Origin of the sequence: Pseudomonas rhodesiae, assembly GCF_013285305.1 — a bacterium.
Taxonomy (GTDB): Bacteria; Pseudomonadota; Gammaproteobacteria; order Pseudomonadales; family Pseudomonadaceae; genus Aquipseudomonas; species Aquipseudomonas rhodesiae.
This window is the reverse complement of sequence record NZ_CP054205.1, coordinates 1,610,634-1,632,519: the sequence shown is the minus strand read 5'-3', so window position 1 is coordinate 1,632,519 and position 21,886 is coordinate 1,610,634. Positions and strand designations below refer to the sequence as shown.

The following is a 21,886-nucleotide window of genomic DNA, read 5'->3' as shown; positions in this document are numbered from 1 at the left end:
AAAAACGCCCCGATTTAATTCAGGGCGTGATTCTACCTACTTTTGCCTCACATTAACCGAGCAAAGCACGACCATGGTGTCGCAAATGATCTTCGATGAAGCTGGCGATAAAGAAGTAGCTATGGTCGTAGCCAGGTTGCAGCCGCAGTTCCAGCGGATGGTTGGCCGCTTTCGCTGCCTGCTGCAGGGCTTCGGGCTTGAGCTGCACGGCAAGGAAATCGTCGCGATCGCCCTGATCCACCAGCAGCGGGAGCTTGTGCGAGGCTTCACTGATCAGCACGCAGGCATCCCACTCGCGCCACTTTGAACGTTCTTCACCCAGGTAACGGGAGAACGCTTTCTGGCCCCATGGGCAGTCCATGGGGTTGCTGATCGGCGAAAATGCCGACACCGACAGGTAACGTCCCGGGTTGCGCAACGCACACACCAAAGCGCCATGCCCGCCCATGGAGTGGCCGCTGATGCCGCGCTTATCGGACGCCGGGAAATGCGCCTCCACCAATGCCGGCAATTCCTGCACAACATAGTCATGCATCCGATAATGCTTGGCCCAAGGTTCCTGGGTGGCGTTCAGGTAGAACCCGGCGCCAAGGCCGAAGTCCCAGGCGTTGTCCGGGTCACCCGGCACACCGGGCCCGCGAGGGCTGGTGTCCGGGGCCACGATGATCAACCCAAGTTCGGCGGCCATGCGCTGGGCGCCGGCCTTTTGCATGAAATTCTCATCGGTGCAGGTCAGGCCAGACAGCCAGTACAGCACCGGCAGCTTGCCGCCCTGCTCCGCTTGCGGCGGCAGGTAGACGGCGAAGGTCATGTCGCAACCGAGCACGTGGGAACTGTGTTTGTAGCGTTTGTGCCAGCCGCCAAAACTCTTCTGGCAGGAGATATTTTCCAGGGTCATGGGAGTGCTCCCAGTTGCAAGTGGCAAGCTTCAAACGGCAATTAAGGCGTACACCCACTTGCTGCTGACAGCTTGCCGCTCGCCGCTGCTTCAAAAGTGAATGACGGTACGAATGCTCTTGCCTTCATGCATCAGGTCAAACGCCTTGTTGATGTCTTCCAGGCCCATGGTGTGGGTGATGAACGTATCCAGCGGGATTTCGCCGGTCTGGGCCATCTCCACGTAGCTTGGCAATTCGCTGCGACCGCGTACGCCGCCGAACGCCGAACCGCGCCAGACGCGACCGGTGACCAGTTGGAACGGACGGGTGGAAATTTCCTGGCCGGCACCGGCAACGCCGATGATCACCGACTCGCCCCAGCCTTTGTGGCAGCACTCAAGGGCCGCGCGCATCAGCTGCACGTTGCCGATGCACTCGAAGGAAAAGTCCACGCCGCCATCGGTCAGGTCGACGATCACGTCTTGAATCGGGCGATCGTAGTCTTTCGGGTTGATGCAGTCGGTGGCGCCCAGTTGCTTGGCGATTTCGAACTTGGCCGGGTTGATGTCGATGGCGATGATACGTCCGGCCTTGGCCTTGACCGCACCGATCACCGCCGACAGACCAATACCGCCCAGGCCGAAGATGGCGACAGTGTCACCCGGCTTGACCTTGGCGGTGTTGATCACCGCACCGATACCGGTGGTCACGCCGCAACCGAGCAGGCAAACCTTCTCCAACGGTGCTTCTTTGGGAATCTTGGCCACGGAAATTTCCGGCAGCACGGTGTACTCGGAGAACGTCGAGGTACCCATGTAATGGAAAATTGGCTGACCTTTGTAGGAAAAGCGCGTTGTGCCATCGGGCATCAAGCCTTTGCCCTGGGTGGAGCGAATGGCCTGACACAGGTTGGTTTTGCCCGAGCGGCAGAATTTGCACTGGCCACATTCCGGTGTGTACAGCGGGATCACATGGTCGCCCACCGCAACGGAAGTCACGCCCTCACCGATGGCTTCGACCACCGCACCGCCTTCGTGGCCGAGAATCGACGGGAAGATCCCTTCCGGATCGGCGCCCGAGAGGGTGTAGGCGTCGGTATGGCACACGCCGGAGGCAACCACCCGTAACAGCACTTCGCCGGCCTTGGGCATGGCGACATCCACTTCTACGATTTCGAGGGGCTTCTTGGCTTCGAAGGCCACGGCGGCGCGAGACTTGATCATCCGGTTTTCTCCATCGGGTTAAAAACTGAGGCTGAGAGTGTAAAACATGGCTTACTGATTAATAATCCAGGCAAAAGCAAAACTTTATTGCTGTACAGGGACAATCACCATGCAGGAAAACCGCTGGGAAGGCATCGACGAGTTCGTCGCAGTTGCCGAGTGCAGCCAGTTCACCGCCGCCGCTGAGCGTCTTGGGGTTTCGTCATCCCATATCAGCCGGCAAGTCGCGCGCCTGGAAGACCGACTGCAAACGCGGCTGCTTTATCGCAGTACCCGCAAGGTCACCTTGACTGAGGCGGGCCAGACCTTTTTGCAGCATTGCCAACGCCTGCAGGATGGCCGCGAAGAGGCCTTGCGTGCCGTGGGCGACCTGACCAGCGAACCCAAGGGCATGTTGCGCATGACCTGTGCCGTGGCTTACGGCGAGCGCTTTATCGTGCCGCTGGTGACCCGGTTTATGCGCCTGTATCCACAGCTGCGAGTGGATATCGAACTGAGCAACCGTCAGCTGGACCTGGTGCACGAAGGCCTCGACCTGGCGATTCGCCTGGGCCGCCTGCACGACTCGCGCATGGTCGCCAGCCGCCTCGCGCCGCGACGCATGTACCTGTGCGCTTCACCGTCCTACCTTGCGCGGTATGGTCGGCCCCATAGCCTGTCGGAATTGACTCGGCACAATTGCCTGATCGGCAGTTCGGACATTTGGCAATTGGCCCAGGACGGACGCGAGTTTGCGCAGCGCGTGCAGGGAAACTGGCGCTGCAATAGTGGGCAAGCCGTTTTGGATGCGGCGCTGCAAGGTGTGGGGTTGTGTCAGCTGCCGGACTATTACGTACTGGAGCACCTGCACACGGGCGCACTGGTGTCGCTGTTGGAGGCCCATCAACCACCGAATACGGCGGTGTGGGCGCTGTATCCGCAGCAACGACATTTGTCGCCAAAGGTCAGGAAGTTGGTGGATTTCTTGAAGGAGGGCTTGGCCGAGCGGCCGGAGTACAGCGCTTGAGTATTGGGTGCCTAGGTGGGGCTCATCGCGGGCAAGCCCGGCTCCCACAGTTGACCGAGCGGCATGGGGAGAAGGTGATCGAATGTGGCTTGCCTGCGATGAAGTCGACCCGGTGCAACTGACTATCGACGATTGGCCCAACGCAGTCGTAGCCACTCCAGATCTTCCGGACGGGTCACCTTGATATTATCCGAGCGCCCTTCGATCAAGCGCGGCGCCTGCCCGGACCATTCCATCGCCGAGGCTTCATCAGTGATCAGCGCATCGGCCACCAGGCTGTCGGCCAATGCGCGATGCAAGGCCCCGAGGCGGAACATCTGCGGCGTATAGGCTTGCCAGATCAAACTGCGATCGACGGTCTCCACCACCCGCCCCTGCTTGTCGACGCGCTTGAGGGTATCGCGAGCCGGCACCGCCAGCAGGCCACCGACCGGATCGTCCGCCAACTCAGCCAGCAATTTATCGAGATCATCACGGCTCAGGTTAGGCCGCGCCGCATCATGCACCAAGACCCAATCGTCATCGCAGGCGCCCAGGGCATTGAGCTGCAGCAGCGCGTTGAGTACCGAGCCCGAACGCTCCGCACCACCGTCCGCGCGTTGGATACGCGGGTCGGCAGCACACGCCAGGGCGGGCCAATAAGGATCATCAGAAGCGAGGCTGACCACCAGGCCCTTGAGCAAGGGGTGGTCGAGGAAACAGCCGAGGCTGTGTTCGAGAATCGTGCGTCCGCCCAGTTGCAGGTATTGCTTGGGACGGTCCGCGGCCATACGGGCACCAACGCCCGCGGCAGGAATCACGGCCCAGAAGGCCGGCAAACGCTGACTCATTGGGCCAACTGGTAGAGGGTTTCACCCTCCTTGACCATGCCCAACTCATGGCGAGCCCGCTCTTCGACGGTCTCCGTGCCCTTTTTCAACTCAAGGACCTCGGCATCGAGGACGCGGTTGCGCTCCAGCAAGCGTTCGTTCTCGGCACGCTGATCGGCAATTTGTTGGGTCAGGTCTTTTACCTGCGCAAAGCTGCCATTACCTACCCATAGGCGGTACTGCAGGCCAGCCAGCAGCAAGAGCAAGACAAGAAACAACCAATTGGGACTGCGCATCGAATATCGGGTATCCAGTGGAAAAAGACAGCCATGCAAAACTTTTGAAGCAACTGATAGCACGAAGCCTGGAAGAACCAGGCTTGTGCTAGATAGTCACCAGATTAGCGCCGAAATTCACCCTGTCGTGAGTTTTCCGACGCAATCCGCCGACTTTTTACCATTTAACCCTCAGCCGCGAAACTCACCGCGACCGTTGTACTTGGCTTTGCCAGCCAGTTGCTCTTCGATACGCAGCAATTGGTTGTACTTGGAAACGCGGTCGGAACGGCACAGCGAGCCGGTCTTGATCTGGCCAGCCGAGGTGCCCACGGCCAGGTCGGCAATGGTCGAGTCTTCGGTTTCGCCGGAGCGGTGCGAGATCACAGCGGTGTAACCCGCGGCCTTGGCCATCTGGATGGCTTCCAGGGTCTCGGTCAGGGTACCAATCTGGTTGAACTTGATCAGGATCGAGTTGGCGATCTTTTTATCGATGCCTTCTTTCAGGATCTTGGTGTTGGTCACGAACAGGTCGTCGCCCACCAGTTGGATCTTCTCGCCGATCTTGTCGGTGAGAATCTTCCAGCCATCCCAGTCGGACTCGTCCAGGCCGTCTTCGATCGAGATGATCGGGTAGCGCTGGGTCAGGCCCTTCAGGTACTCGGCAAAACCTTCGGAGTTGAACACCTGGCCTTCGCCGGACAGGTTGTACTTACCGTCTTCATAGAACTCGCTGGCGGCGCAGTCCAGGGCCAGGGTCACGTCGGTGCCCAGGGTGTAGCCTGCGTTGGCCACGGCTTCGGAGATGACTTTCAGCGCATCTTCGTTGGACGCCAGGTTCGGTGCGAAACCGCCTTCGTCACCGACCGCAGTGCTCAAGCCGCGGGCTTTGAGTACGGCTTTGAGGTGATGGAAAATCTCGGTGCCCATGCGCAGGCCTTCGGAGAAGGTCTTGGCGCCAACCGGCTGCACCATGAATTCCTGGATGTCGACGTTGTTATCGGCATGCTCGCCACCGTTGATGATGTTCATCATCGGTACGGGCATCGAATAGACGCCTGGGGTGCCGTTCAGGTTGGCGATGTGCGCGTACAACGGCAGGTCCTGGTCCTGGGCAGCGGCCTTAGCGGCGGCCAGGGATACGGCGAGGATGGCGTTAGCGCCCAGGCTGCCTTTGTTGTCAGTGCCGTCGAGCATGATCATCGCGTGGTCCAGGGCTTTCTGATCCAGCGGGTCTTTACCCAGCAGCAGGTCACGGATCGGACCATTGATGTTGGCGACAGCCTTGAGGACACCCTTACCCAGGTAACGGCTCTTGTCGCCATCACGCAGTTCCAGCGCTTCGCGCGAACCGGTGGAAGCACCGGACGGCGCACAAGCGCTGCCGATGATGCCGTTATCGAGAAGCACGTCGGCTTCGACGGTGGGGTTGCCACGGGAGTCGAGAACTTCACGACCTTTGATGTCGACGATTTTTGCCATTGTTGTAAACACTCCAAAGTTGACGAAAACGACGCAGCTGAAGGAAAACTTTTGACCGACCGCAAGGGTGGAACAACGGGGCAGGCTTGCAGGCGACAAGACTCAGGCCCGCAGGCCTGAGCGTTTAGCGTGGGATACTCTACCGGAGAAACCCGGCTTACGCGGTCTCTACCGTCGGAAAACTCTTGACCAGTTCGTCCAACTGCTTGAGCTGGGCCAGGAATGGCTCGAGTTTATCCAGGCGCAGGGCACAAGGGCCGTCGCACTTGGCGTTATCCGGGTCCGGGTGGGCTTCCAGGAACAGGCCGGCCAGGGATTGGCTCATGCCGGCCTTGGCCAGGTCAGTGACCTGGGCGCGACGCCCGCCTGCGGAGTCCGAGCGACCACCGGGCATTTGCAGCGCGTGGGTCACGTCGAAGAACACCGGGTATTCGAACTGTTTCATGATGCCGAAACCGAGCATGTCCACCACTAGGTTGTTGTAGCCGAAGCTGGAACCGCGCTCGCAGAGGATCAACTGGTCGTTACCCGCTTCCACGCACTTGCTCAGGATGTGTTTCATTTCCTGAGGCGCAAGGAACTGGGCTTTCTTGATATTGATCACCGCGCCGGTCTTGGCCATGGCGACCACGAGGTCGGTCTGGCGCGACAGAAAGGCCGGCAACTGAATGATGTCACACACTTCGGCGACCACGGCCGCCTGCGCAGGCTCGTGGACGTCGGTGATGACCGGCACGCCGAAGGCTTGCTTGATGTCCTGGAAGATCCGCATGCCTTCTTCAAGGCCTGGGCCGCGATAGGACGTTACGGACGAACGGTTGGCCTTGTCGAAGCTGGCCTTGAATACATAAGGGATGCCCAGCTTCTGGGTGACCCGCACATATTCTTCACAGACCTGCATCGCCATGTCGCGGCTTTCCAGTACGTTCATGCCGCCGAACAGCACCATGGGCTTGTCGTTGGCAATCTCGATATCGCCTACGCGAATGATCTTCTGGGCCATCGGTTTACGCCTTCTTCTGATGTTGCGTCAGTGCAGCTTTGACGAAACCGCTGAACAGTGGGTGACCGTCGCGCGGAGTCGAGGTGAACTCAGGGTGGAACTGGCAAGCCACGAACCACGGATGATCCGGTGCCTCGACCACTTCAACCAATGCGCCATCGCCCGAGCGACCGGAGATTTTCAGGCCGGCCTCTTTGATCTGCGGCAGCAGGTTGTTGTTCACTTCGTAGCGGTGACGGTGACGCTCGACGATCACGTCCTTGCCGTAGCAGTCGTGAACCAGCGAGCCCGGCTCCAGCAGGCAATCCTGCGCGCCCAGGCGCATGGTGCCGCCCAGGTCGGAAGCTTCGGTACGCACTTCGACCGCACCGGTGGCGTCTTCCCACTCGGTGATCAGGCCCACGACCGGGTGACCGCTCTTGCTGTCGAACTCGGTGGAGTTGGCGTCTTTCCAGCCCAACACGTTCCGGGCGAATTCGATGACGGCCACTTGCATGCCCAGGCAGATACCCAGGTACGGAACCTTGTTCTCACGTGCGTACTGAACGGCCGTGATCTTGCCTTCCACGCCGCGCAAGCCGAAACCGCCAGGTACGAGGATCGCGTCCACGCCTTCGAGCAGCGCAGTGCCTTGGTTCTCGATGTCTTCGGAATCGATGTAGCGCAGGTTGACCTTGGTGCGGTTGCTGATACCGGCGTGGCTCATCGCTTCGATCAGCGACTTGTACGCGTCCAGCAGCTCCATGTACTTGCCGACCATGGCGATGGTGACTTCGTGCTCAGGGTTGAGCTTGGCGTCGACCACTGCATCCCACTCGGACAAGTCCGCGCCGCCACACTGCAGGCCGAAACGTTCGACCACAAAATCATCCAGACCTTGCGAATGCAGGATGCCCGGGATCTTGTAGATGGTGTCGGCGTCTTCCAGGGCAATTACCGCACGCTCTTCAACGTTGGTGAACTGCGCGATCTTGCGACGCGAGGAAATGTCGATCGGATGATCGGAACGGCAGACCAGCACGTCCGGCTGCAGGCCGATGGAACGCAGCTCCTTGACCGAGTGCTGGGTAGGCTTGGTTTTGGTTTCGCCGGCGGTGGCGATGTATGGCACCAAAGTCAGGTGCATCAGCATCGCGCGCTTGGCGCCGACTTCGAAACGCAACTGACGGATGGCTTCGAGGAACGGTTGGGATTCGATGTCACCCACGGTGCCACCGATCTCGACCATCGCCACGTCAGCATCGCCCGCACCCTTGATGATGCGGCGCTTGATTTCGTCAGTGATGTGCGGAATAACCTGGATGGTCGCGCCCAGGTAGTCACCACGGCGCTCTTTGCGCAGCACGTGTTCGTAGACACGGCCGGTGGTGAAGTTGTTGTTCTGGGTCATGGTCGTGCGGATGAACCGCTCGTAGTGGCCCAGGTCCAGGTCAGTCTCGGCGCCGTCGTGGGTGACGAACACTTCACCGTGCTGGAACGGGCTCATGGTGCCCGGGTCGACGTTGATGTACGGGTCCAGCTTGAGCATGGTGACTTTAAGCCCCCGCGCCTCCAGGATGGCCGCCAATGAAGCGGAGGCAATGCCTTTCCCCAATGAAGAAACAACACCGCCCGTGACGAATATGTAGCGCGTCATGAAAAACCCTAGAAGTCTGCGTTAAAGCGGTCCGAGCCGCCGGGGAAAGCGAAGAGAGGCCGAAGCCCCCGATCACCTGCATTAATCACAGTGCACCTTTCAAAAAAACCGCCGCGTTGTGACAGACCAGCAATGAAACACCGGTACGTTGATCGCTACACATTTTTTGGAATCGCCCAGCAAAGACTGCTTGGTAATCGGCAACTGCTGCGATTCAGGCGAATCCACAGAAGTTGTATCAAGAAGGGAGCGTAGTCTACCGGAAAGGCTCTATCAGCTCAAACCTTGATCGCAGGTCTGTGGCATCCAATGCAATTGCCAGTCCTGACTGGGCGGCACCCACAATCCCGCAAGGTTGGGCACCCCCACTAAAAATTCTCCTCGATACAGCAGCGGCAATCTGCCACGGACGAAGCCCGGTAAACCGCTTTCGTTGAGCAAGCGCTTCAGATCCCGTCGACCGCGGCCTGGCACATCGACGATTTCACCGCCCTGGCGGTACCGGACCTCCAACGGACCTGCGGGCGCCTTGCCGCAAAATCTCAGCTCACCATTACCGGGTAACCGTAGCGGGCGTTGCGCATCAGACCAGCTCACCGGCACATCGGAAAATTCCGACCAGGAGGAGGGCAACCACCAGATGCGCTCACCGCAACGGTGTAATTGCCCATCAGCCAGAGACCATAACGGTTGTGCGTCGTGCTTGGCATCACGTAAGGATTGCCAGCCGACCCAGTGATCGCTGTCGGGCAGGCGTGTCAGCGGATTCAGCCAATGGCGCAAAGCATTGCGCTGACGGGCATCGGAAAGCTCTCGCAGCGGAGCAAGCGCCAGGGATGGCAAGCCCAACCAGGGAAACGCTGAAGGTTGTTCGGCGGCTTGCAGATCCATCCTGGCCAACTCATCAAGCAGGCCCTGGGCTTCACTCAAGTGCTCGGCGCTGCGGGCCAGGCCGGGGACGGCTTGCGGCCAGCGCTCGGTCAGTATCGGGAATACGCGGTGGCGCAGGTAATTGCGGGAGAAGCGAGTGTCTGCGTTGGAAGGGTCTGCGATCCATTGAAGCTGATGCTCCACGGCATAAGCTTCCAGCTCTGCCCGAGAGACGCCCAACAATGGGCGCACTAAGTGCCCGCCCGCCAACGGACGGTGCACCGGCATGGCTGCCAACCCCCGTACGCCTGCGCCGCGTAACAGCCGAAACAGCAAGGTTTCGGCCTGGTCTTCGCGATGCTGGGCGGTGAGCATCACCTCCCCTGCTCCGATAACTTGCGCAAACGCCTGATAACGCGCATCTCGCGCCCCACGCTCGAGACTGGCACCGGACCGCACTTGCACGCGCATGACACGCAAGGGGACTCCCAGGTAGTCGCACACCGACTGGCAATGGCTTGGCCAAGCGTCGGCAGCGGCTTGCAAGCCATGGTGGATATGGACGGCGCTTAGAGGCACAAGGGGTTTGGCGTTGGCCAGGAGATGCAGCAGCACAGTGGAATCGAGACCGCCAGAGAAAGCGATATGCCAAGCCGGGGCGTCGCGCCAGGGGGCCAGGGCTTGCAGGAGTTTGGCGGGCAAAGTTGGTTTCATCAAACGCTACCGCCGCAAATCTGGAATACGTTGACCAAGCATACACAAAGCAAATGTGGGAGAGGGATTGCGCCCCGATTGCTGAGTGTCAGTCCCTGTATTTGCTGACTGATCCACCGCTATCGGGGGCAAGCCCCCTCCCACATTAGTACTGCTGCGACTTTAGAGACCGTAGCTCATCAGGCGCTCATAACGACGAGCCAACAGCGCTTCGTTACCCATCTTCTTGAGCATCGCCAGTTGCGAGCCCAATTCTGCGCGGATGGTCGCGGCAGCGGCAGCCGGGTCACGATGAGCGCCGCCCAGTGGCTCGGCGATCACTTTATCGACGATACCCAGCCCTTTGAGGCGATCGGCGGTGATGCCCATGGCTTCGGCGGCGTCCGGCGCTTTTTCGGCGGTTTTCCACAGGATCGAGGCGCAACCTTCCGGCGAGATCACCGCGTAGGTCGAATATTGCAGCATGTTCAACTGGTCGCAGACGCCAATCGCCAGTGCACCGCCGGAACCACCCTCACCAATCACGGTGGCGATGATCGGCGTTTTCAGGCGGGCCATCACGCGCAGGTTCCAGGCGATCGCCTCGCTCTGGTTGCGCTCTTCGGCGTCGATGCCTGGGTAAGCGCCCGGGGTATCGATAAAGGTCAGGATCGGCATCTTGAAACGCTCGGCCATTTCCATCAGACGGCACGCCTTGCGGTAGCCTTCCGGACGCGGCATACCGAAGTTGCGGCGCACCTTCTCGCGAACTTCACGGCCTTTCTGGTGACCGATCACCATCACTGGCTGGTCGTCCAGACGTGCAATACCGCCCACGATAGCCGCGTCGTCGGAGAAGTGACGATCACCGTGCAGCTCGTCGAACTCGGTAAAAATGTGCTGGATGTAATCCAGGGTGTAAGGCCGGCGCGGGTGGCGGGCCAGGCGCGCGATCTGCCAGCTGGTCAGTTTGCCGAAGATGTCTTCGGTGAGCGCGCTGCTCTTGTCTTGCAGGCGGGCGATCTCATCGCCGATATTCAGCGAATTGTCATTGCCGACCAGGCGCAGCTCTTCGATCTTGGCTTGCAGGTCAGCGATCGGCTGTTCGAAATCAAGAAAATTCGGGTTCATAAGCGTCCGTCTTGGGTCGACGGCCAGGGAGTGCCTGGCCAGCCGGTTGTCTATTCGCGCCCTACCTTAAGGGAGAGGCGCGTTTAGGTCGAGATTAAATGTTTTGTCGATCACGCTGAATGCCACTACCGGGCCAGCCATCAACGGTATTGGAGGAAGACGTTGTCTCGCCCGAACTGGTCACGCAAAGCTTGAATCAAGCCGTCGGCGGGATCAATTCGCCAAGTCTCGCCAAACTGGAGCATGGCCTTGGCATCGTTACCGGTGTACTCCATGGTCACCGGGCACGCGCCCCGGTGCCGCTTGAGCAGCTCACCCAACCAGCGTAGCTGATCGCCCTTGAGCGCCTCGGTTTTAACTTTCAGGCGCAGGCTTTCGGCCAGGTTGGTGCGGGCATCTTCCATGCTCATTACACGCTTGATCCGCAGGCGCAGGCCGCCGGAGAAGTCGTCGTTGCTGACCTCCCCTTCCACCACCACCATGGCGTCGGTCTGCAACAGCGACTGAGCGGAGTGGAACGCATCGGCGAACAATGAGGCTTCGATCCGGCCCGAACGGTCGTCAAGGGTGATGAACCCCATCTTGTCGCCCTTTTTGTTTTTCATCACCCGTAGCGCAATGATCATGCCGGCCACGGTCTGGGTATCCCGCGCCGGTTTCAGGTCGATGATGCGCTGACGGGCGAAACGGCGGATTTCGCCTTCGTACTCGTCGATCGGGTGGCCGGTGAGATAGAGCCCCAGGGTGTCTTTTTCGCCCTTGAGGCGCTCCTTGAGGGTTAACTCCTTGGCCTTGCGGTGATTGGCGTACACGTCCGCGTCTTCTTCGACGAACAAACCGCCGAACAGGTCGGCATGCCCGCTGTCGTGGGTGCGGGCGGTCTGTTCGGCGGCCTTGATCGCTTCTTCCATGGCGGCCAGCAGCACCGCGCGGTTGCGGTCGATATTGGCCTGATAAGCCTTGGGCTCATCATGGAAATACGGGCCGAGACGGTCGAGTGCGCCACTGCGGATCAAGCCATCCAAGGTGCGCTTGTTAATACGTTTGAGATCGACCCGCGCGCAGAAGTCGAACAGATCTTTGAAAGGCCCGTCCTGACGCGCTTCGGTGATGGCTTCCACCGGGCCTTCGCCCACGCCCTTGATCGCGCCCAGGCCATAAATAATGCGGCCTTCGTCGTTGACCGTGAACTTGAACTCCGAGGCGTTCACGTCCGGCGCGTCGAGGCGCAGCTTCATGGTGCGCACTTCCTCGATCAAGGTCACGACCTTGTCGGTGTTGTGCATATCCGCCGACAGCACCGCAGCCATGAATGGCGCCGGATAGTGCGCTTTCAACCAGGCGGTCTGGTACGACACCAAGCCATAGGCGGCAGAGTGGGACTTGTTAAAGCCGTAACCGGCGAATTTCTCCACCAGGTCGAAGATGTTACCCGCCAGATCGGCGTCGATATTGTTAGTGGCGCAACCCTCAATGAAACCGCCACGCTGCTTGGCCATTTCCTCTGGCTTCTTCTTACCCATCGCGCGACGCAGCATGTCGGCGCCGCCCAGGGTATAGCCCGCCATCACCTGAGCAATCTGCATCACCTGTTCCTGATACAGGATGATGCCGTAGGTCGGCGCCAATACTGGCTTGAGGCCTTCATACTGGTAATCGGAATGCGGGTACGCCAGCTCGGCACGCCCGTGCTTACGGTTGATGAAGTCATCCACCATGCCTGATTGCAGCGGGCCCGGACGGAACAGGGCCACCAGTGCGATCAAGTCTTCCAGGCAGTCGGGCTTGAGCTTTTTGATCAGCTCTTTCATACCGCGGGATTCAAGCTGGAACACCGCCGTGGTTTCGGCTTTTTGCAGCAGGGTGTAGGTCGGCTTGTCGTCCAGCGGAATAAAGGCGATATCCAGCGGTTCCTCGCCCACCTTGGCGCGGTCGCGGTTGATGGTTTTGAGGGCCCAGTCGATGATGGTCAGGGTACGCAGGCCGAGGAAGTCGAACTTCACCAGGCCGGCCGCCTCCACGTCATCCTTGTCGAACTGGGTTACCAGGCCGTCGCCTTCTTCGTCGCAATAGATCGGCGAAAAATCGGTGAGTTTGGTAGGCGCGATCACCACGCCACCGGCGTGCTTACCGACGTTACGCACTACGCCCTCAAGTTTGCGGGCCATCTCCCAGATTTCGGCGGCTTCTTCGTCGACTTTGATGAAATCGCGCAGGATCTCTTCCTGCTCGTAAGCCTTCTCCAGGGTCATGCCGACTTCGAACGGGATCATCTTCGACAGACGATCAGCCAGGCCGTAGGACTTGCCCTGCACCCGCGCCACGTCGCGGATCACCGCCTTTGCCGCCATGGAACCGAAGGTAATGATCTGGCTCACGGCGTTGCGGCCATATTTTTCGGCCACGTATTCGATCACGCGGTCGCGACCGTCCATGCAGAAGTCGACGTCGAAGTCGGGCATGGACACCCGCTCCGGGTTCAGGAATCGCTCGAACAGCAGGTCGTATTCCAGCGGGTCAAGGTCGGTGATCTTCTGCACATAGGCCACCAGCGAGCCAGCACCTGACCCCCGGCCCGGGCCCACCGGCACGCCGTTGTTCTTGGCCCACTGAATAAAGTCCATCACGATCAGGAAGTAACCGGGGAACCCCATCTGGATAATGATATCCAGCTCGAAATTCAACCGGTCGACATAGACCTGGCGCTTGGCTTCGTAGTCTTCGGTGGTTTCCTTGGGCAGCAGGACCGCCAGCCGCTCCTCAAGGCCATCAAACGAGACCTTGCGGAAATATTCATCGATGGTCATGCCATCTGGAATCGGGAAGTTAGGCAGGAAGTGCTTGCCCAGCTTCACTTCGATATTGCAGCGCTTGGCGATCTCGACGGAGTTTTCCAGGGCCTCGGGCAGATCGCTGAACAGCTCGGCCATTTCTTCGGCGCTTTTAAGGTACTGCTCTTCGCTGTAATTCTTCGAACGGCGCGGGTCATCCAGGGCTCGGCCTTCGCCGATGCACACGCGGGTTTCGTGGGCCTCGAAATCTTCCTTCTTGATAAAGCGCACATCATTGGTCGCCACCAGCGGCGCACCGAGTTTGTCGGCCAATGCTACGGCGGCGTGCAGGTGCTCTTCATCGTTGGGCCGATTGGTGCGCTGCACTTCCAAATAGAAACGGTCGGGAAAAACCTGCATCCACTCGCGGGCCAGCACTTCGGCTTCCTGAGGATTGCCGCCCAGCAGCGCGATACCGATCTCGCCCTCTTTAGCGGCGGACAGCATGATCAGCCCTTCGCTGGCTTCGGCCACCCACTCGCGCTCGATGATGATCGAGCCATTGCGCTGACCGTCGATAAAACCGCGGGAAATCAGTTCGGTGAGGTTGCGATAGCCGACGCCATTCATCGCCAACAGGCTGATGCGGCTCAAAGGGTTGTCGGGGTCTTTGTTGGATAGCCACAGGTCGGCGCCGCAGATCGGCTTGATGCCGGCGGCCATGGCATTTTTGTAGAACTTGACCAGGGAACACATGTTGTTCTGATCAGTCACCGCCACCGCAGGCATGTTCATGCCCACCAGGGTTTTGACCAGGGGTTTGATCCGTACCAGGCCGTCGACCAGGGAATATTCAGTGTGCAGGCGCAGGTGAACGAATGAAGCCGGCATAGTGATCCTGTTCTAATACATGGAGACAACAAGGCCCGGATTGTACCGGGCCTTGGCAAAAACATCAGCCTCGCGACTAAACCTCGCTGAAGCTCTCGCGCAGCTCGTAAGCCTGGCGCACCGGGGCGAAGGAGCGGCGATGAATCGGCGTCGGGCCGAGGCGTGCGAGAGCTTCCAGATGAACGGGCGTCGGGTAGCCTTTATGCCCGCCGATGCCATAGCCTGGATAGATCAGTTCAAATGCAGCCATTTCCCGATCACGACTGACTTTGGCCAGAATCGAGGCCGCGGCAATCGCCGGCACCTTGCTATCACCCTTGACCACCGCTTCCGACGGCATGCTCAGTTTCGGGCAACGGTTGCCGTCGATCATCGCCATCTTCGGCGTGATGTGCAGGCCTTCGACCGCACGCTGCATCGCCAGCATTGTGGCGTGGAGAATATTGAGCGTGTCGATTTCTTCGACTTCGGCCCGGGCGATATGCCAACTCAAGGCTTTTTCACAGATCTCGTCATACAGCTTTTCACGGCGCGCTTCGGTGAGTTTTTTCGAATCGTTCAGTCCCAGGATCGGTCGATTCGGATCCAGAATGACCGCCGCCGTGACCACCGCACCGCACAGTGGGCCACGTCCTACCTCATCGACGCCGGCCACCAGTTCATGGGCTTGGGCAACCAGGCTGAAATCCAGGCCCATTTGCGTACTCATAAAGCGTCCTGTTGTTTGCCGATCAAGTTCAGCACGGCGTCGGCCGCCTGGTTCGAGGCATCACGGCGCAACGTGCGGTGAATGGCGTCGAACCCACGGGTCTGTTCTTCGCCGCCGTCGATCAAGGGTAGTAGGGTTTGCGCCAGGGCGTCCGGTGTCGCATCGTCCTGCAACAACTCCGGCACCAACAGGCGTTGGGCCAACAGGTTGGGCAGGGAGATGTAAGGGCTCTTGACCATGCGCTTGAGAATCCAGAAGGTCAGCGGCGCCAAACGATAGGCCACCACCATAGGGCGCTTGTACAGCAAGGCCTCCAGCGTGGCAGTACCCGAAGCGATCATGACTGCATCGCACGCCGCCAAGGCCAGATGGGACTGGCCATCCAGCAAGGTCAACGGCAGGTCGCGGCCTGGCAGCAGCGCTTCGATCTGCGCACGACGTTGCGGGCTGGCACAAGGCAATACAAACCGCACGCCAGGCTTGAGGACCATCAGGCGCTCGGCTGCATCAAAGAAGACGCCGGCCAAACGTCCGACTTCACCGCCTCGGCTGCCCGGCATCAGCGCCACCAGCGGACCTTCTGGCAAGCCCAGTTCGGCGCGGGCCGCGGCTCGGTCGGCGTGCAGGGGAATGGCGTCGGCCAGGGTGTGCCCGACAAACCGCACCGGCACGCCCTTCTCTTCGTAGAACTTGGCCTCGAACGGCAACAGAGTCAGCATCAGGTCGCAACCCTCGCGAATCTTCAGCACGCGCTTCTGCCGCCAGGCCCATACGGACGGACTGACGTAGTGCACGGTCTTGATACCGGCCTGACGCAGCTTGAGTTCGATATTGAGGGTGAAATCCGGTGCGTCGATGCCGATAAAAACGTCAGGCTTTTCTTCGATCAAGGTCTGGATCAGCAGTTTGCGCCGCGCCAGCAACTCGCGCAGACGACCCAATACTTCCACCAGCCCCATGACCGATAAGCGTTCCATGGGAAAGTAGGACGCCAGGCCTTCAGCCTGCATCAGCGGGCCGCCAACACCGATAAACTCCACCGCCGGATGCTGAGCCTTGAGTGCTCGCATAAGACCTGCGCCCAAAATATCGCCGGAAGCTTCTCCGGCCACCAGCGCTATACGCAGATTGGCCATGGTCAGCGGGTGATGCCGCGCGTCGACGCCTGGATCGAGTCACGGAACACCGCAACTTCCGGGAACAACGCAGCCGGCTCGGTCAGTTGGGTCAGTGCCTGCTCCACGGTCAGCCCCTGGCGGTAAACCACCTTATAGGCGCGACGCAGAGCATGGATGGCATCATCGCTGAACCCGCGACGACGCATGCCTTCGAAATTCATGCTACGCGCTTCGGCCGGGTTGCCGAATACCGTGACATACGCCGGAACGTCCTTGCCGATCGCGGTCCCCATGCCGGAGAAGCTATGGGCGCCAATATGGCAATACTGATGCACCAGGGTAAAACCGGACAGAATCGCCCAGTCATCAACATGAACATGCCCAGCCAACGCGGTGTTGTTGACCAGGATGCAGTGGTTGCCGATGACGCTGTCATGACCGATATGGGCGTACGCCATAACCAGGTTGTGATCACCCAGGGTGGTTTCGGCGCGATCCTGCACGGTACCGCGATGAATGGTCACGCCTTCTCGGATGATGTTGTGATCACCGATGACCAAGCGCGTTTCTTCACCCTTGTACTTCATGTCCGGCGTGTCTTCGCCCACCGAGGAGAACTGGTAGATGCGATTGTGTTTGCCAATGCGGGTCGGACCTTTGAGGATCACATGCGGCCCGATGACAGTCCCCTCGCCGATTTCCACACCTGCGCCGATGATCGACCAAGGGCCGACCTCAACGTCGGCGGCCAGTACGGCCGACGGATCGATGATTGCGCGAGGGTCAATCAAACTCATAGTTTGCGTTCCGCACAGATGATCTCGGCGGAGCACACCGCCTTGCCATCCACCGAGGCCTGGCACTCGAACTTCCAGATCTGGCGCTTGCAGCTGATGAACTTGGCTTCAAGGACCAACTGGTCACCTGGAGTGACCGGGTTGCGGAAACGCAGCTTGTCCGAGCCCACGAAATAGTAAAGCGTGCCATCGGCGGGCTTGAGGTCGAGCATTTTGAAACCAAGGATACCGGCAGCCTGGGCCATAGCTTCGATAATCAACACGCCCGGCATGATCGGGTGTGCGGGAAAGTGACCATTGAAGAACGGTTCGTTGATGCTGACATTCTTGTAGGCGCGAATGCGCTTTTCCTCAACATTGAGGTCCACTACACGATCCACCAGCAGGAACGGGTAACGGTGAGGCAGGTATTCGCGAATCTCGTTGATGTCCATCATTTCGGGGGGAAGCCTGTAATAAAGATTGGGGGCGGGCGGACTAAAAGCACGCCCCGCTAGCAAATCAAGGAGGCAGTCTAGCGGCTGTACACACTTGATATGAAAATGGTATCAGCCTTCTGATGAAGCATTACTGCCAGGGGTCACTTCTCCAACACGCTTTTCCAGCTGTTTGAGACGTCGAGCCATATCGTCAAGCTGCCGCAAACGCGCCGCACTCTTACGCCACTCGGCCGCAGGTTGCATGGCGGTACCGGAAGAGTAGGCACCCGGCTCGGTAATCGAGTGAGTCACCATGGTCATACCGGTGATGAAGACGTTGTCGCAGATATCAATATGCCCTACCAGCCCAACACCCCCGGCGAGCATGCAGTGCTTGCCAATTCGGGTACTGCCGGAAATCCCCACGCATGCGGCCATGGCGGTGTGATCGCCAATCTGCACGTTGTGGGCGATCTGGATCTGGTTGTCGAGCTTCACGCCGTTACCGATCACGGTATCGGCCAAGGCCCCGCGATCAACCGCTGTGTTCACGCCGATTTCCACGTCGTCGCCGATCAAAACGCCACCGACCTGGGCAATTTTGTGCCAGACGCCTTTGGCGTTGGCAAAGCCAAAGCCTTCGCCGCCGATTACTGCGCCCGATTGGATAACCACACGCTGACCGATCCGCACATCGTGGTACAAAGTCACGCGCGGCGCGAGCCAGCCATCAGCACCGATCTCGCAACGCGCACCGATAAAGCAATGAGCTCCCACCGTAACGCCCGCAGCAATGCGCGCACCACTCTCGATCACCGCAAACGCACCAATGCTGGCCGCAGGGTCAACCAGGGCGTCATCGGCGATCATCGCTGACGGGTGAATGCCGCCGGCCGCCTTGGGTTTTGGATCGAACAGGTGCGAAACCTTGGCATACGCCAGGTACGGGTCGCCCACCACCAGCGCATCCCCGGCAAAACCTTCGGCGTCGGCGGCTTTGAGCAACACGGCTGCGGCGCGGCTGTCGACGAGGTATTTACGGTATTGAGGGTTTGCGAGGAAGCTCAACTGAGCTGGGCCAGCCTCCTGCAAGGTGGCTAGCCCAGTGATTTCCTTCTCCGGGGAGCCACGCAATGTGGCCCCCAGGAACTCGGCCAACTCGCCGAGCTTGATAGTCGCGGTCATGGCTTACTTCAGCTGGTTCATGCGCTCGATCACCTGACGGGTGATGTCGTATTGAGGCTTGACGTCGATCACAGCGCCACGCTCGAACACCAAGTCAAAGGCACCTTTCTTGATGACTTCTTCCACGGCGCTGTCGAGTTTAGGCTTAAGCTGCTTGAGCATTTCGCGGTCGGCAACAGCCTTGGCTTCGTTCAGCTCCTTGGATTGGAACTGGTAGTCACGGGCCTTTTGCTTGAATTCCAACTCCAGACGCTCACGCTCGCCTTGCTGCATCTTGTCGCCACCAGCCACCAGACGGTCCTGGATGCCCTTGGCACTGCTTTCCAGGGTCTTGAGCTTGGTCAGTTGCGGACCGAATTTCTTTTCAGCGTCCACGGCGTATTTTTTGGCCGCGTCGGACTCCAGCAGCGCCATCTGATAGTTCAGGACGGCGATTTTCATTTCGGCGAAGGCCGGGGTCGCTACCAGCACGGTTGCCAGCAGAACCAATTGAGTCAACTTACGCACGATGTACTCCTACAGAATCCGTTGTCGTTATCTTAGGTCAGACGCTTAGAACGTCTGGCCGAGGGAGAATTGGAAAATCTGGGTTTCAGCGTTATCCGGTTTCTTGATCGGCATGGCCAGAGCAAAGCTCAACGGGCCCAGCGCGGTCACCCACGTCACACCCACACCCACGGAGCTTGCCATGTTGCTCAGGCTCACGTCGTTACACTGGGTGTTGGACTTCACGCCACTCGGGTTGGTGATCTGCTCGCACTTGGAGTCGAACACGTTACCCACGTCCCAGAATACGGATGTGCGCAGGGAACGCTGATCTTTCACGAACGGCAGCGGGAACAGAATTTCGGCACCACCTTGGATCAACACGTTACCACCGAATGGCAGCGGGTCGTTGTCCGAGTCGGCCGTGGTGCCCTGGTTACCGGTCACACCTACACCACGACTCGGCGTACCGCGCGGGCCAAGAGTACTGTCCTTGAAGCCGCGCACCGAGTTAAAACCACCTGCGTAGTAGTTTTCATAGAACGGCAGACCATTGGTCGAACCATAACCATCGCCGTAGCCCAGCTCAGTGTGCAGGCGCATGGTGTAGTTATCACTCAACGGCTGGAACAGCTGGCCACGGTAATCGAGTTTGAAGAACGACAGGTCGCTGCCAGGCGTGGTGGCCTCCAGGGTCAGGCTCTGGGAATGACCACGGGTTGCCAATACGCCCTTGTTCAGAGTCGACTCGGACCAGCCGGCAGACGCCTTGAAGTTCAGGAACTTGTCACCTTCACGACGGGTGAAGTCGAAGATTTCATCCACGGTGTAGACACCGGTCTTGATCTCATCCTGCTGCGCAGTCAGGCCGAAGGTCAGGCGCGAGGTTTCGCTGATCGGATAGCCGATGTTCACGCCAGCACCCAGGCTGTCGATCGCATAGCTAGCTACGTCTACGTCGAGATCTTTGTAGTCGGTGGTGCGGTAGAAGGCGTTGTAGCCCAGGCTCACACCGTCGGCGGTCCAGTAGGGGTCGACATAACCGAAGTTATAACGGCTCTGGTATTCGCTACGGGTCAGGCCGATGGAAACCTTGTTACCGGTACCGAGGAAGTTGTTCTGGGTGATCGAGCCACCGAGGATCAGACCTGCACTCTGCGCGAAACCGACGCTGGCGGTGATCGAGCCCGACGCTTGCTCTTCAACGGCGTAGTTCACGTCAACCTGGTCATCCACACCTGGCACTGCCGGTGTTTCGACGTTTACTTCCTTGAAGAAACCCAGGCGCTCAAGACGGGTCTTGGACTGGTCGATGAGATAAGTCGACGCCCAGCCACCTTCCATCTGACGCATTTCACGACGCAGCACTTCGTCGGCAGACTTGGTGTTGCCACGGAAGTTGATGCGGTTGACGTAAGCACGCTTGCCAGGATCCACCACGAAGGTGATGTCGACGGTGTGATCTTCGTCATGGGGCGTCGGAACGCCGTTGACGTTGGCGAAGGTATAGCCTTCGTTACCGAGACGACGCGTGATCAGTTCGGACGTGGTGGTCATCAGCTTGCGCGAGAACACCTGGTCTTTCTGCACCAGCAACAGGGCCTTGACCTGGTCTTCAGGCACTTTCAAGTCACCGCTGAGCTTCACGTCACGAACCTTGTACTTCTCGCCTTCGTTGACGTTGACAGTGATATAGACGTGTTTCTTGTCCGGCGTGATGGACACCTGGGTCGAAGCGATATCCATGTTGATATAGCCGCGGTCCAGGTAGTAGGAGCGCAGACGCTCCAGGTCACCGGAGAGCTTTTCGCGAGCGTACTTGTCATCGTTCTTGAAGAACGACAACCAGTTGGTGGTCTTGAGTTCGAACAGGTCAACCAGGTCTTCATCAGCGAACTTGGTGTTGCCCACCACGTTGATGTGCTGAATGGCCGCCACGGTGCCTTCGTTGATGTTGACCTTGAGGCCTACACGGTTACGCGGCTGCGGAATCACTTCCGTTTCCACGGTCGCCGAGTAACGGCCCTGGGCCACGTACTGGCGTTGCAGCTCGTTACGTACACCTTCGAGGGTAGCGCGCTGAAAGATTTCACCTTCGGCCAGGCCGGATTGCTTGAGGCCTTTCATCAGGTCTTCAGTGGAGATCGCTTTGTTGCCCTCGATCTCGATACTGGCGACGGAAGGTCGCTCAACGACGTTGATGACCAGGACGTTGCCTTCTCGACCCAGTTGGATGTCTTGAAAGAACCCGGTTTTGAACAGCGCACGAGTGGATTCCACCAGGCGACGATCATCAGCCTGTTCCCCGACGTTCAACGGCAAGGCACCAAAGACGCTACCCGCGGAAACCCGCTGGAGGCCGTTGACGCGAATATCGGAGATGGTGAAGGACTCGGCGTGAACTTCGGCGATCATCAATACGGTGAGAACCGCAGTTAGCAGCAGACGTTTCATGAAGTCCTTTCTTATTCCAACTGGCAATAAACAAACTGCCGCAAAATGCG

Annotated in this window: 18 protein-coding genes; 1 reads left to right on the top strand and 17 read right to left on the bottom strand. The window is 59.2% G+C overall.

The window, feature by feature from the left end:
- Window positions 1–52: 52 nt before the first annotated feature.
- Both fghA and HRH33_RS07280 read right to left on the bottom strand, forming a co-directional pair.
- Window positions 53–898, bottom strand: a complete 846-nt coding sequence (fghA, locus tag HRH33_RS07285; RefSeq protein ID WP_034137251.1) for an S-formylglutathione hydrolase — start codon at window positions 896–898, stop codon at window positions 53–55.
- A gap of 90 nt (window positions 899–988) precedes the next feature.
- Window positions 989–2,101, bottom strand: coding sequence for an S-(hydroxymethyl)glutathione dehydrogenase/class III alcohol dehydrogenase (locus HRH33_RS07280; RefSeq protein ID WP_034112177.1), 1,113 nt, complete (start codon window positions 2,099–2,101; stop codon window positions 989–991).
- Window positions 2,102–2,210: 109 nt separating this feature from the next.
- On the opposite strand from HRH33_RS07280, the gene HRH33_RS07275 reads away from it, so the two are divergent.
- Entirely contained in the window at window positions 2,211–3,107 is an 897-nt protein-coding gene (locus HRH33_RS07275) for a LysR substrate-binding domain-containing protein (RefSeq protein ID WP_167416439.1), read from the top strand.
- A gap of 122 nt (window positions 3,108–3,229) precedes the next feature.
- On the opposite strand, the gene ispD is transcribed toward HRH33_RS07275, so the two are convergent.
- From ispD to bamA, 15 genes are all read right to left on the bottom strand, one after another.
- Window positions 3,230–3,937 carry a 2-C-methyl-D-erythritol 4-phosphate cytidylyltransferase gene (gene ispD / locus HRH33_RS07270; protein WP_034112175.1) on the bottom strand — a complete coding sequence of 236 codons (708 nt, stop codon included), beginning with the start codon at window positions 3,935–3,937 and terminating at the stop codon, window positions 3,230–3,232.
- The gene (gene ftsB / locus HRH33_RS07265) at window positions 3,934–4,212 is read right to left on the bottom strand and encodes a cell division protein FtsB (protein WP_034096256.1); all 279 of its coding nucleotides are present in this window, start codon (window positions 4,210–4,212) and stop codon (window positions 3,934–3,936) included. The genes ispD and ftsB overlap by 4 nt, the downstream gene beginning before the upstream one ends.
- A gap of 171 nt (window positions 4,213–4,383) precedes the next feature.
- Window positions 4,384–5,673 carry a phosphopyruvate hydratase gene (gene eno, locus HRH33_RS07260; RefSeq protein WP_167416438.1) on the bottom strand — a complete coding sequence of 430 codons (1,290 nt, stop codon included), beginning with the start codon at window positions 5,671–5,673 and terminating at the stop codon, window positions 4,384–4,386.
- A gap of 157 nt (window positions 5,674–5,830) precedes the next feature.
- Window positions 5,831–6,676: a 3-deoxy-8-phosphooctulonate synthase gene (gene kdsA, locus HRH33_RS07255; protein WP_034096254.1), complete on the bottom strand. Its 846-nt coding sequence runs from the start codon at window positions 6,674–6,676 to the stop codon at window positions 5,831–5,833.
- Between the two features lie 4 nt (window positions 6,677–6,680).
- Window positions 6,681–8,312 carry a CTP synthase gene (locus HRH33_RS07250; RefSeq protein ID WP_034096253.1) on the bottom strand — a complete coding sequence of 544 codons (1,632 nt, stop codon included), beginning with the start codon at window positions 8,310–8,312 and terminating at the stop codon, window positions 6,681–6,683.
- A gap of 273 nt (window positions 8,313–8,585) precedes the next feature.
- On the bottom strand, window positions 8,586–9,896 hold the full coding sequence (gene tilS / locus HRH33_RS07245; RefSeq protein WP_167416437.1) for a tRNA lysidine(34) synthetase TilS: 1,311 nt from the start codon (window positions 9,894–9,896) through the stop codon (window positions 8,586–8,588).
- Between the two features lie 162 nt (window positions 9,897–10,058).
- A complete protein-coding gene (locus HRH33_RS07240) occupies window positions 10,059–11,006 on the bottom strand; it encodes an acetyl-CoA carboxylase carboxyltransferase subunit alpha (RefSeq protein ID WP_167416436.1) in 948 nt (315 codons plus the stop codon).
- A 140-nt stretch (window positions 11,007–11,146) separates the two neighbouring features.
- Window positions 11,147–14,668 (bottom strand): DNA polymerase III subunit alpha, encoded by a 3,522-nt coding sequence (gene dnaE / locus HRH33_RS07235; RefSeq protein WP_034096250.1) that lies wholly within the window; start codon window positions 14,666–14,668, stop codon window positions 11,147–11,149.
- A gap of 76 nt (window positions 14,669–14,744) precedes the next feature.
- Window positions 14,745–15,377, bottom strand: coding sequence for a ribonuclease HII (rnhB, locus tag HRH33_RS07230; RefSeq protein ID WP_034096249.1), 633 nt, complete (start codon window positions 15,375–15,377; stop codon window positions 14,745–14,747).
- A complete protein-coding gene (gene lpxB, locus HRH33_RS07225; protein ID WP_167416435.1) occupies window positions 15,374–16,513 on the bottom strand; it encodes a lipid-A-disaccharide synthase in 1,140 nt (379 codons plus the stop codon). Before lpxB ends, rnhB begins: the two co-directional genes overlap by 4 nt.
- Before the next feature lie 2 nt (window positions 16,514–16,515).
- Complete coding sequence (gene lpxA / locus HRH33_RS07220; RefSeq protein WP_034096247.1) at window positions 16,516–17,292, bottom strand: acyl-ACP--UDP-N-acetylglucosamine O-acyltransferase; 777 nt, start codon at window positions 17,290–17,292, stop codon at window positions 16,516–16,518.
- A complete protein-coding gene (fabZ, locus tag HRH33_RS07215) occupies window positions 17,289–17,729 on the bottom strand; it encodes a 3-hydroxyacyl-ACP dehydratase FabZ (protein WP_034137246.1) in 441 nt (146 codons plus the stop codon). The genes lpxA and fabZ overlap by 4 nt, the downstream gene beginning before the upstream one ends.
- Before the next feature lie 111 nt (window positions 17,730–17,840).
- Window positions 17,841–18,896 carry a UDP-3-O-(3-hydroxymyristoyl)glucosamine N-acyltransferase gene (gene lpxD / locus HRH33_RS07210; RefSeq protein WP_167416434.1) on the bottom strand — a complete coding sequence of 352 codons (1,056 nt, stop codon included), beginning with the start codon at window positions 18,894–18,896 and terminating at the stop codon, window positions 17,841–17,843.
- 3 nt (window positions 18,897–18,899) lie between these two features.
- A complete protein-coding gene (locus tag HRH33_RS07205) occupies window positions 18,900–19,403 on the bottom strand; it encodes an OmpH/Skp family outer membrane protein (protein ID WP_003219314.1) in 504 nt (167 codons plus the stop codon).
- Window positions 19,404–19,448: 45 nt separating this feature from the next.
- Complete coding sequence (gene bamA / locus HRH33_RS07200; RefSeq protein ID WP_034137244.1) at window positions 19,449–21,836, bottom strand: outer membrane protein assembly factor BamA; 2,388 nt, start codon at window positions 21,834–21,836, stop codon at window positions 19,449–19,451.
- Window positions 21,837–21,886: the final 50 nt, after the last annotated feature.

Excerpts from the sequence above, each read along its gene's own strand:
- fghA (WP_034137251.1), bottom strand. The coding sequence starts at position 898 with ATGACCCTGGAAAATATCTCCTGCCAGAAGAGTTTTGGCGGCTGGCAC.
- HRH33_RS07280 (WP_034112177.1), bottom strand. The coding sequence starts at position 2,101 with ATGATCAAGTCTCGCGCCGCCGTGGCCTTCGAAGCCAAGAAGCCCCTC.
- HRH33_RS07275 (WP_167416439.1), top strand. The coding sequence starts at position 2,211 with ATGCAGGAAAACCGCTGGGAAGGCATCGACGAGTTCGTCGCAGTTGCC.
- ispD (WP_034112175.1), bottom strand. The coding sequence starts at position 3,937 with ATGAGTCAGCGTTTGCCGGCCTTCTGGGCCGTGATTCCTGCCGCGGGC.
- ftsB (WP_034096256.1), bottom strand. The coding sequence starts at position 4,212 with ATGCGCAGTCCCAATTGGTTGTTTCTTGTCTTGCTCTTGCTGCTGGCT.
- eno (WP_167416438.1), bottom strand. The coding sequence starts at position 5,673 with ATGGCAAAAATCGTCGACATCAAAGGTCGTGAAGTTCTCGACTCCCGT.
- kdsA (WP_034096254.1), bottom strand. The coding sequence starts at position 6,676 with ATGGCCCAGAAGATCATTCGCGTAGGCGATATCGAGATTGCCAACGAC.
- HRH33_RS07250 (WP_034096253.1), bottom strand. The coding sequence starts at position 8,312 with ATGACGCGCTACATATTCGTCACGGGCGGTGTTGTTTCTTCATTGGGG.
- tilS (WP_167416437.1), bottom strand. The coding sequence starts at position 9,896 with ATGAAACCAACTTTGCCCGCCAAACTCCTGCAAGCCCTGGCCCCCTGG.
- HRH33_RS07240 (WP_167416436.1), bottom strand. The coding sequence starts at position 11,006 with ATGAACCCGAATTTTCTTGATTTCGAACAGCCGATCGCTGACCTGCAA.
- dnaE (WP_034096250.1), bottom strand. The coding sequence starts at position 14,668 with ATGCCGGCTTCATTCGTTCACCTGCGCCTGCACACTGAATATTCCCTG.
- rnhB (WP_034096249.1), bottom strand. The coding sequence starts at position 15,377 with ATGAGTACGCAAATGGGCCTGGATTTCAGCCTGGTTGCCCAAGCCCAT.
- lpxB (WP_167416435.1), bottom strand. The coding sequence starts at position 16,513 with ATGGCCAATCTGCGTATAGCGCTGGTGGCCGGAGAAGCTTCCGGCGAT.
- lpxA (WP_034096247.1), bottom strand. The coding sequence starts at position 17,292 with ATGAGTTTGATTGACCCTCGCGCAATCATCGATCCGTCGGCCGTACTG.
- fabZ (WP_034137246.1), bottom strand. The coding sequence starts at position 17,729 with ATGATGGACATCAACGAGATTCGCGAATACCTGCCTCACCGTTACCCG.
- lpxD (WP_167416434.1), bottom strand. The coding sequence starts at position 18,896 with ATGACCGCGACTATCAAGCTCGGCGAGTTGGCCGAGTTCCTGGGGGCC.
- bamA (WP_034137244.1), bottom strand. The coding sequence starts at position 21,836 with ATGAAACGTCTGCTGCTAACTGCGGTTCTCACCGTATTGATGATCGCC.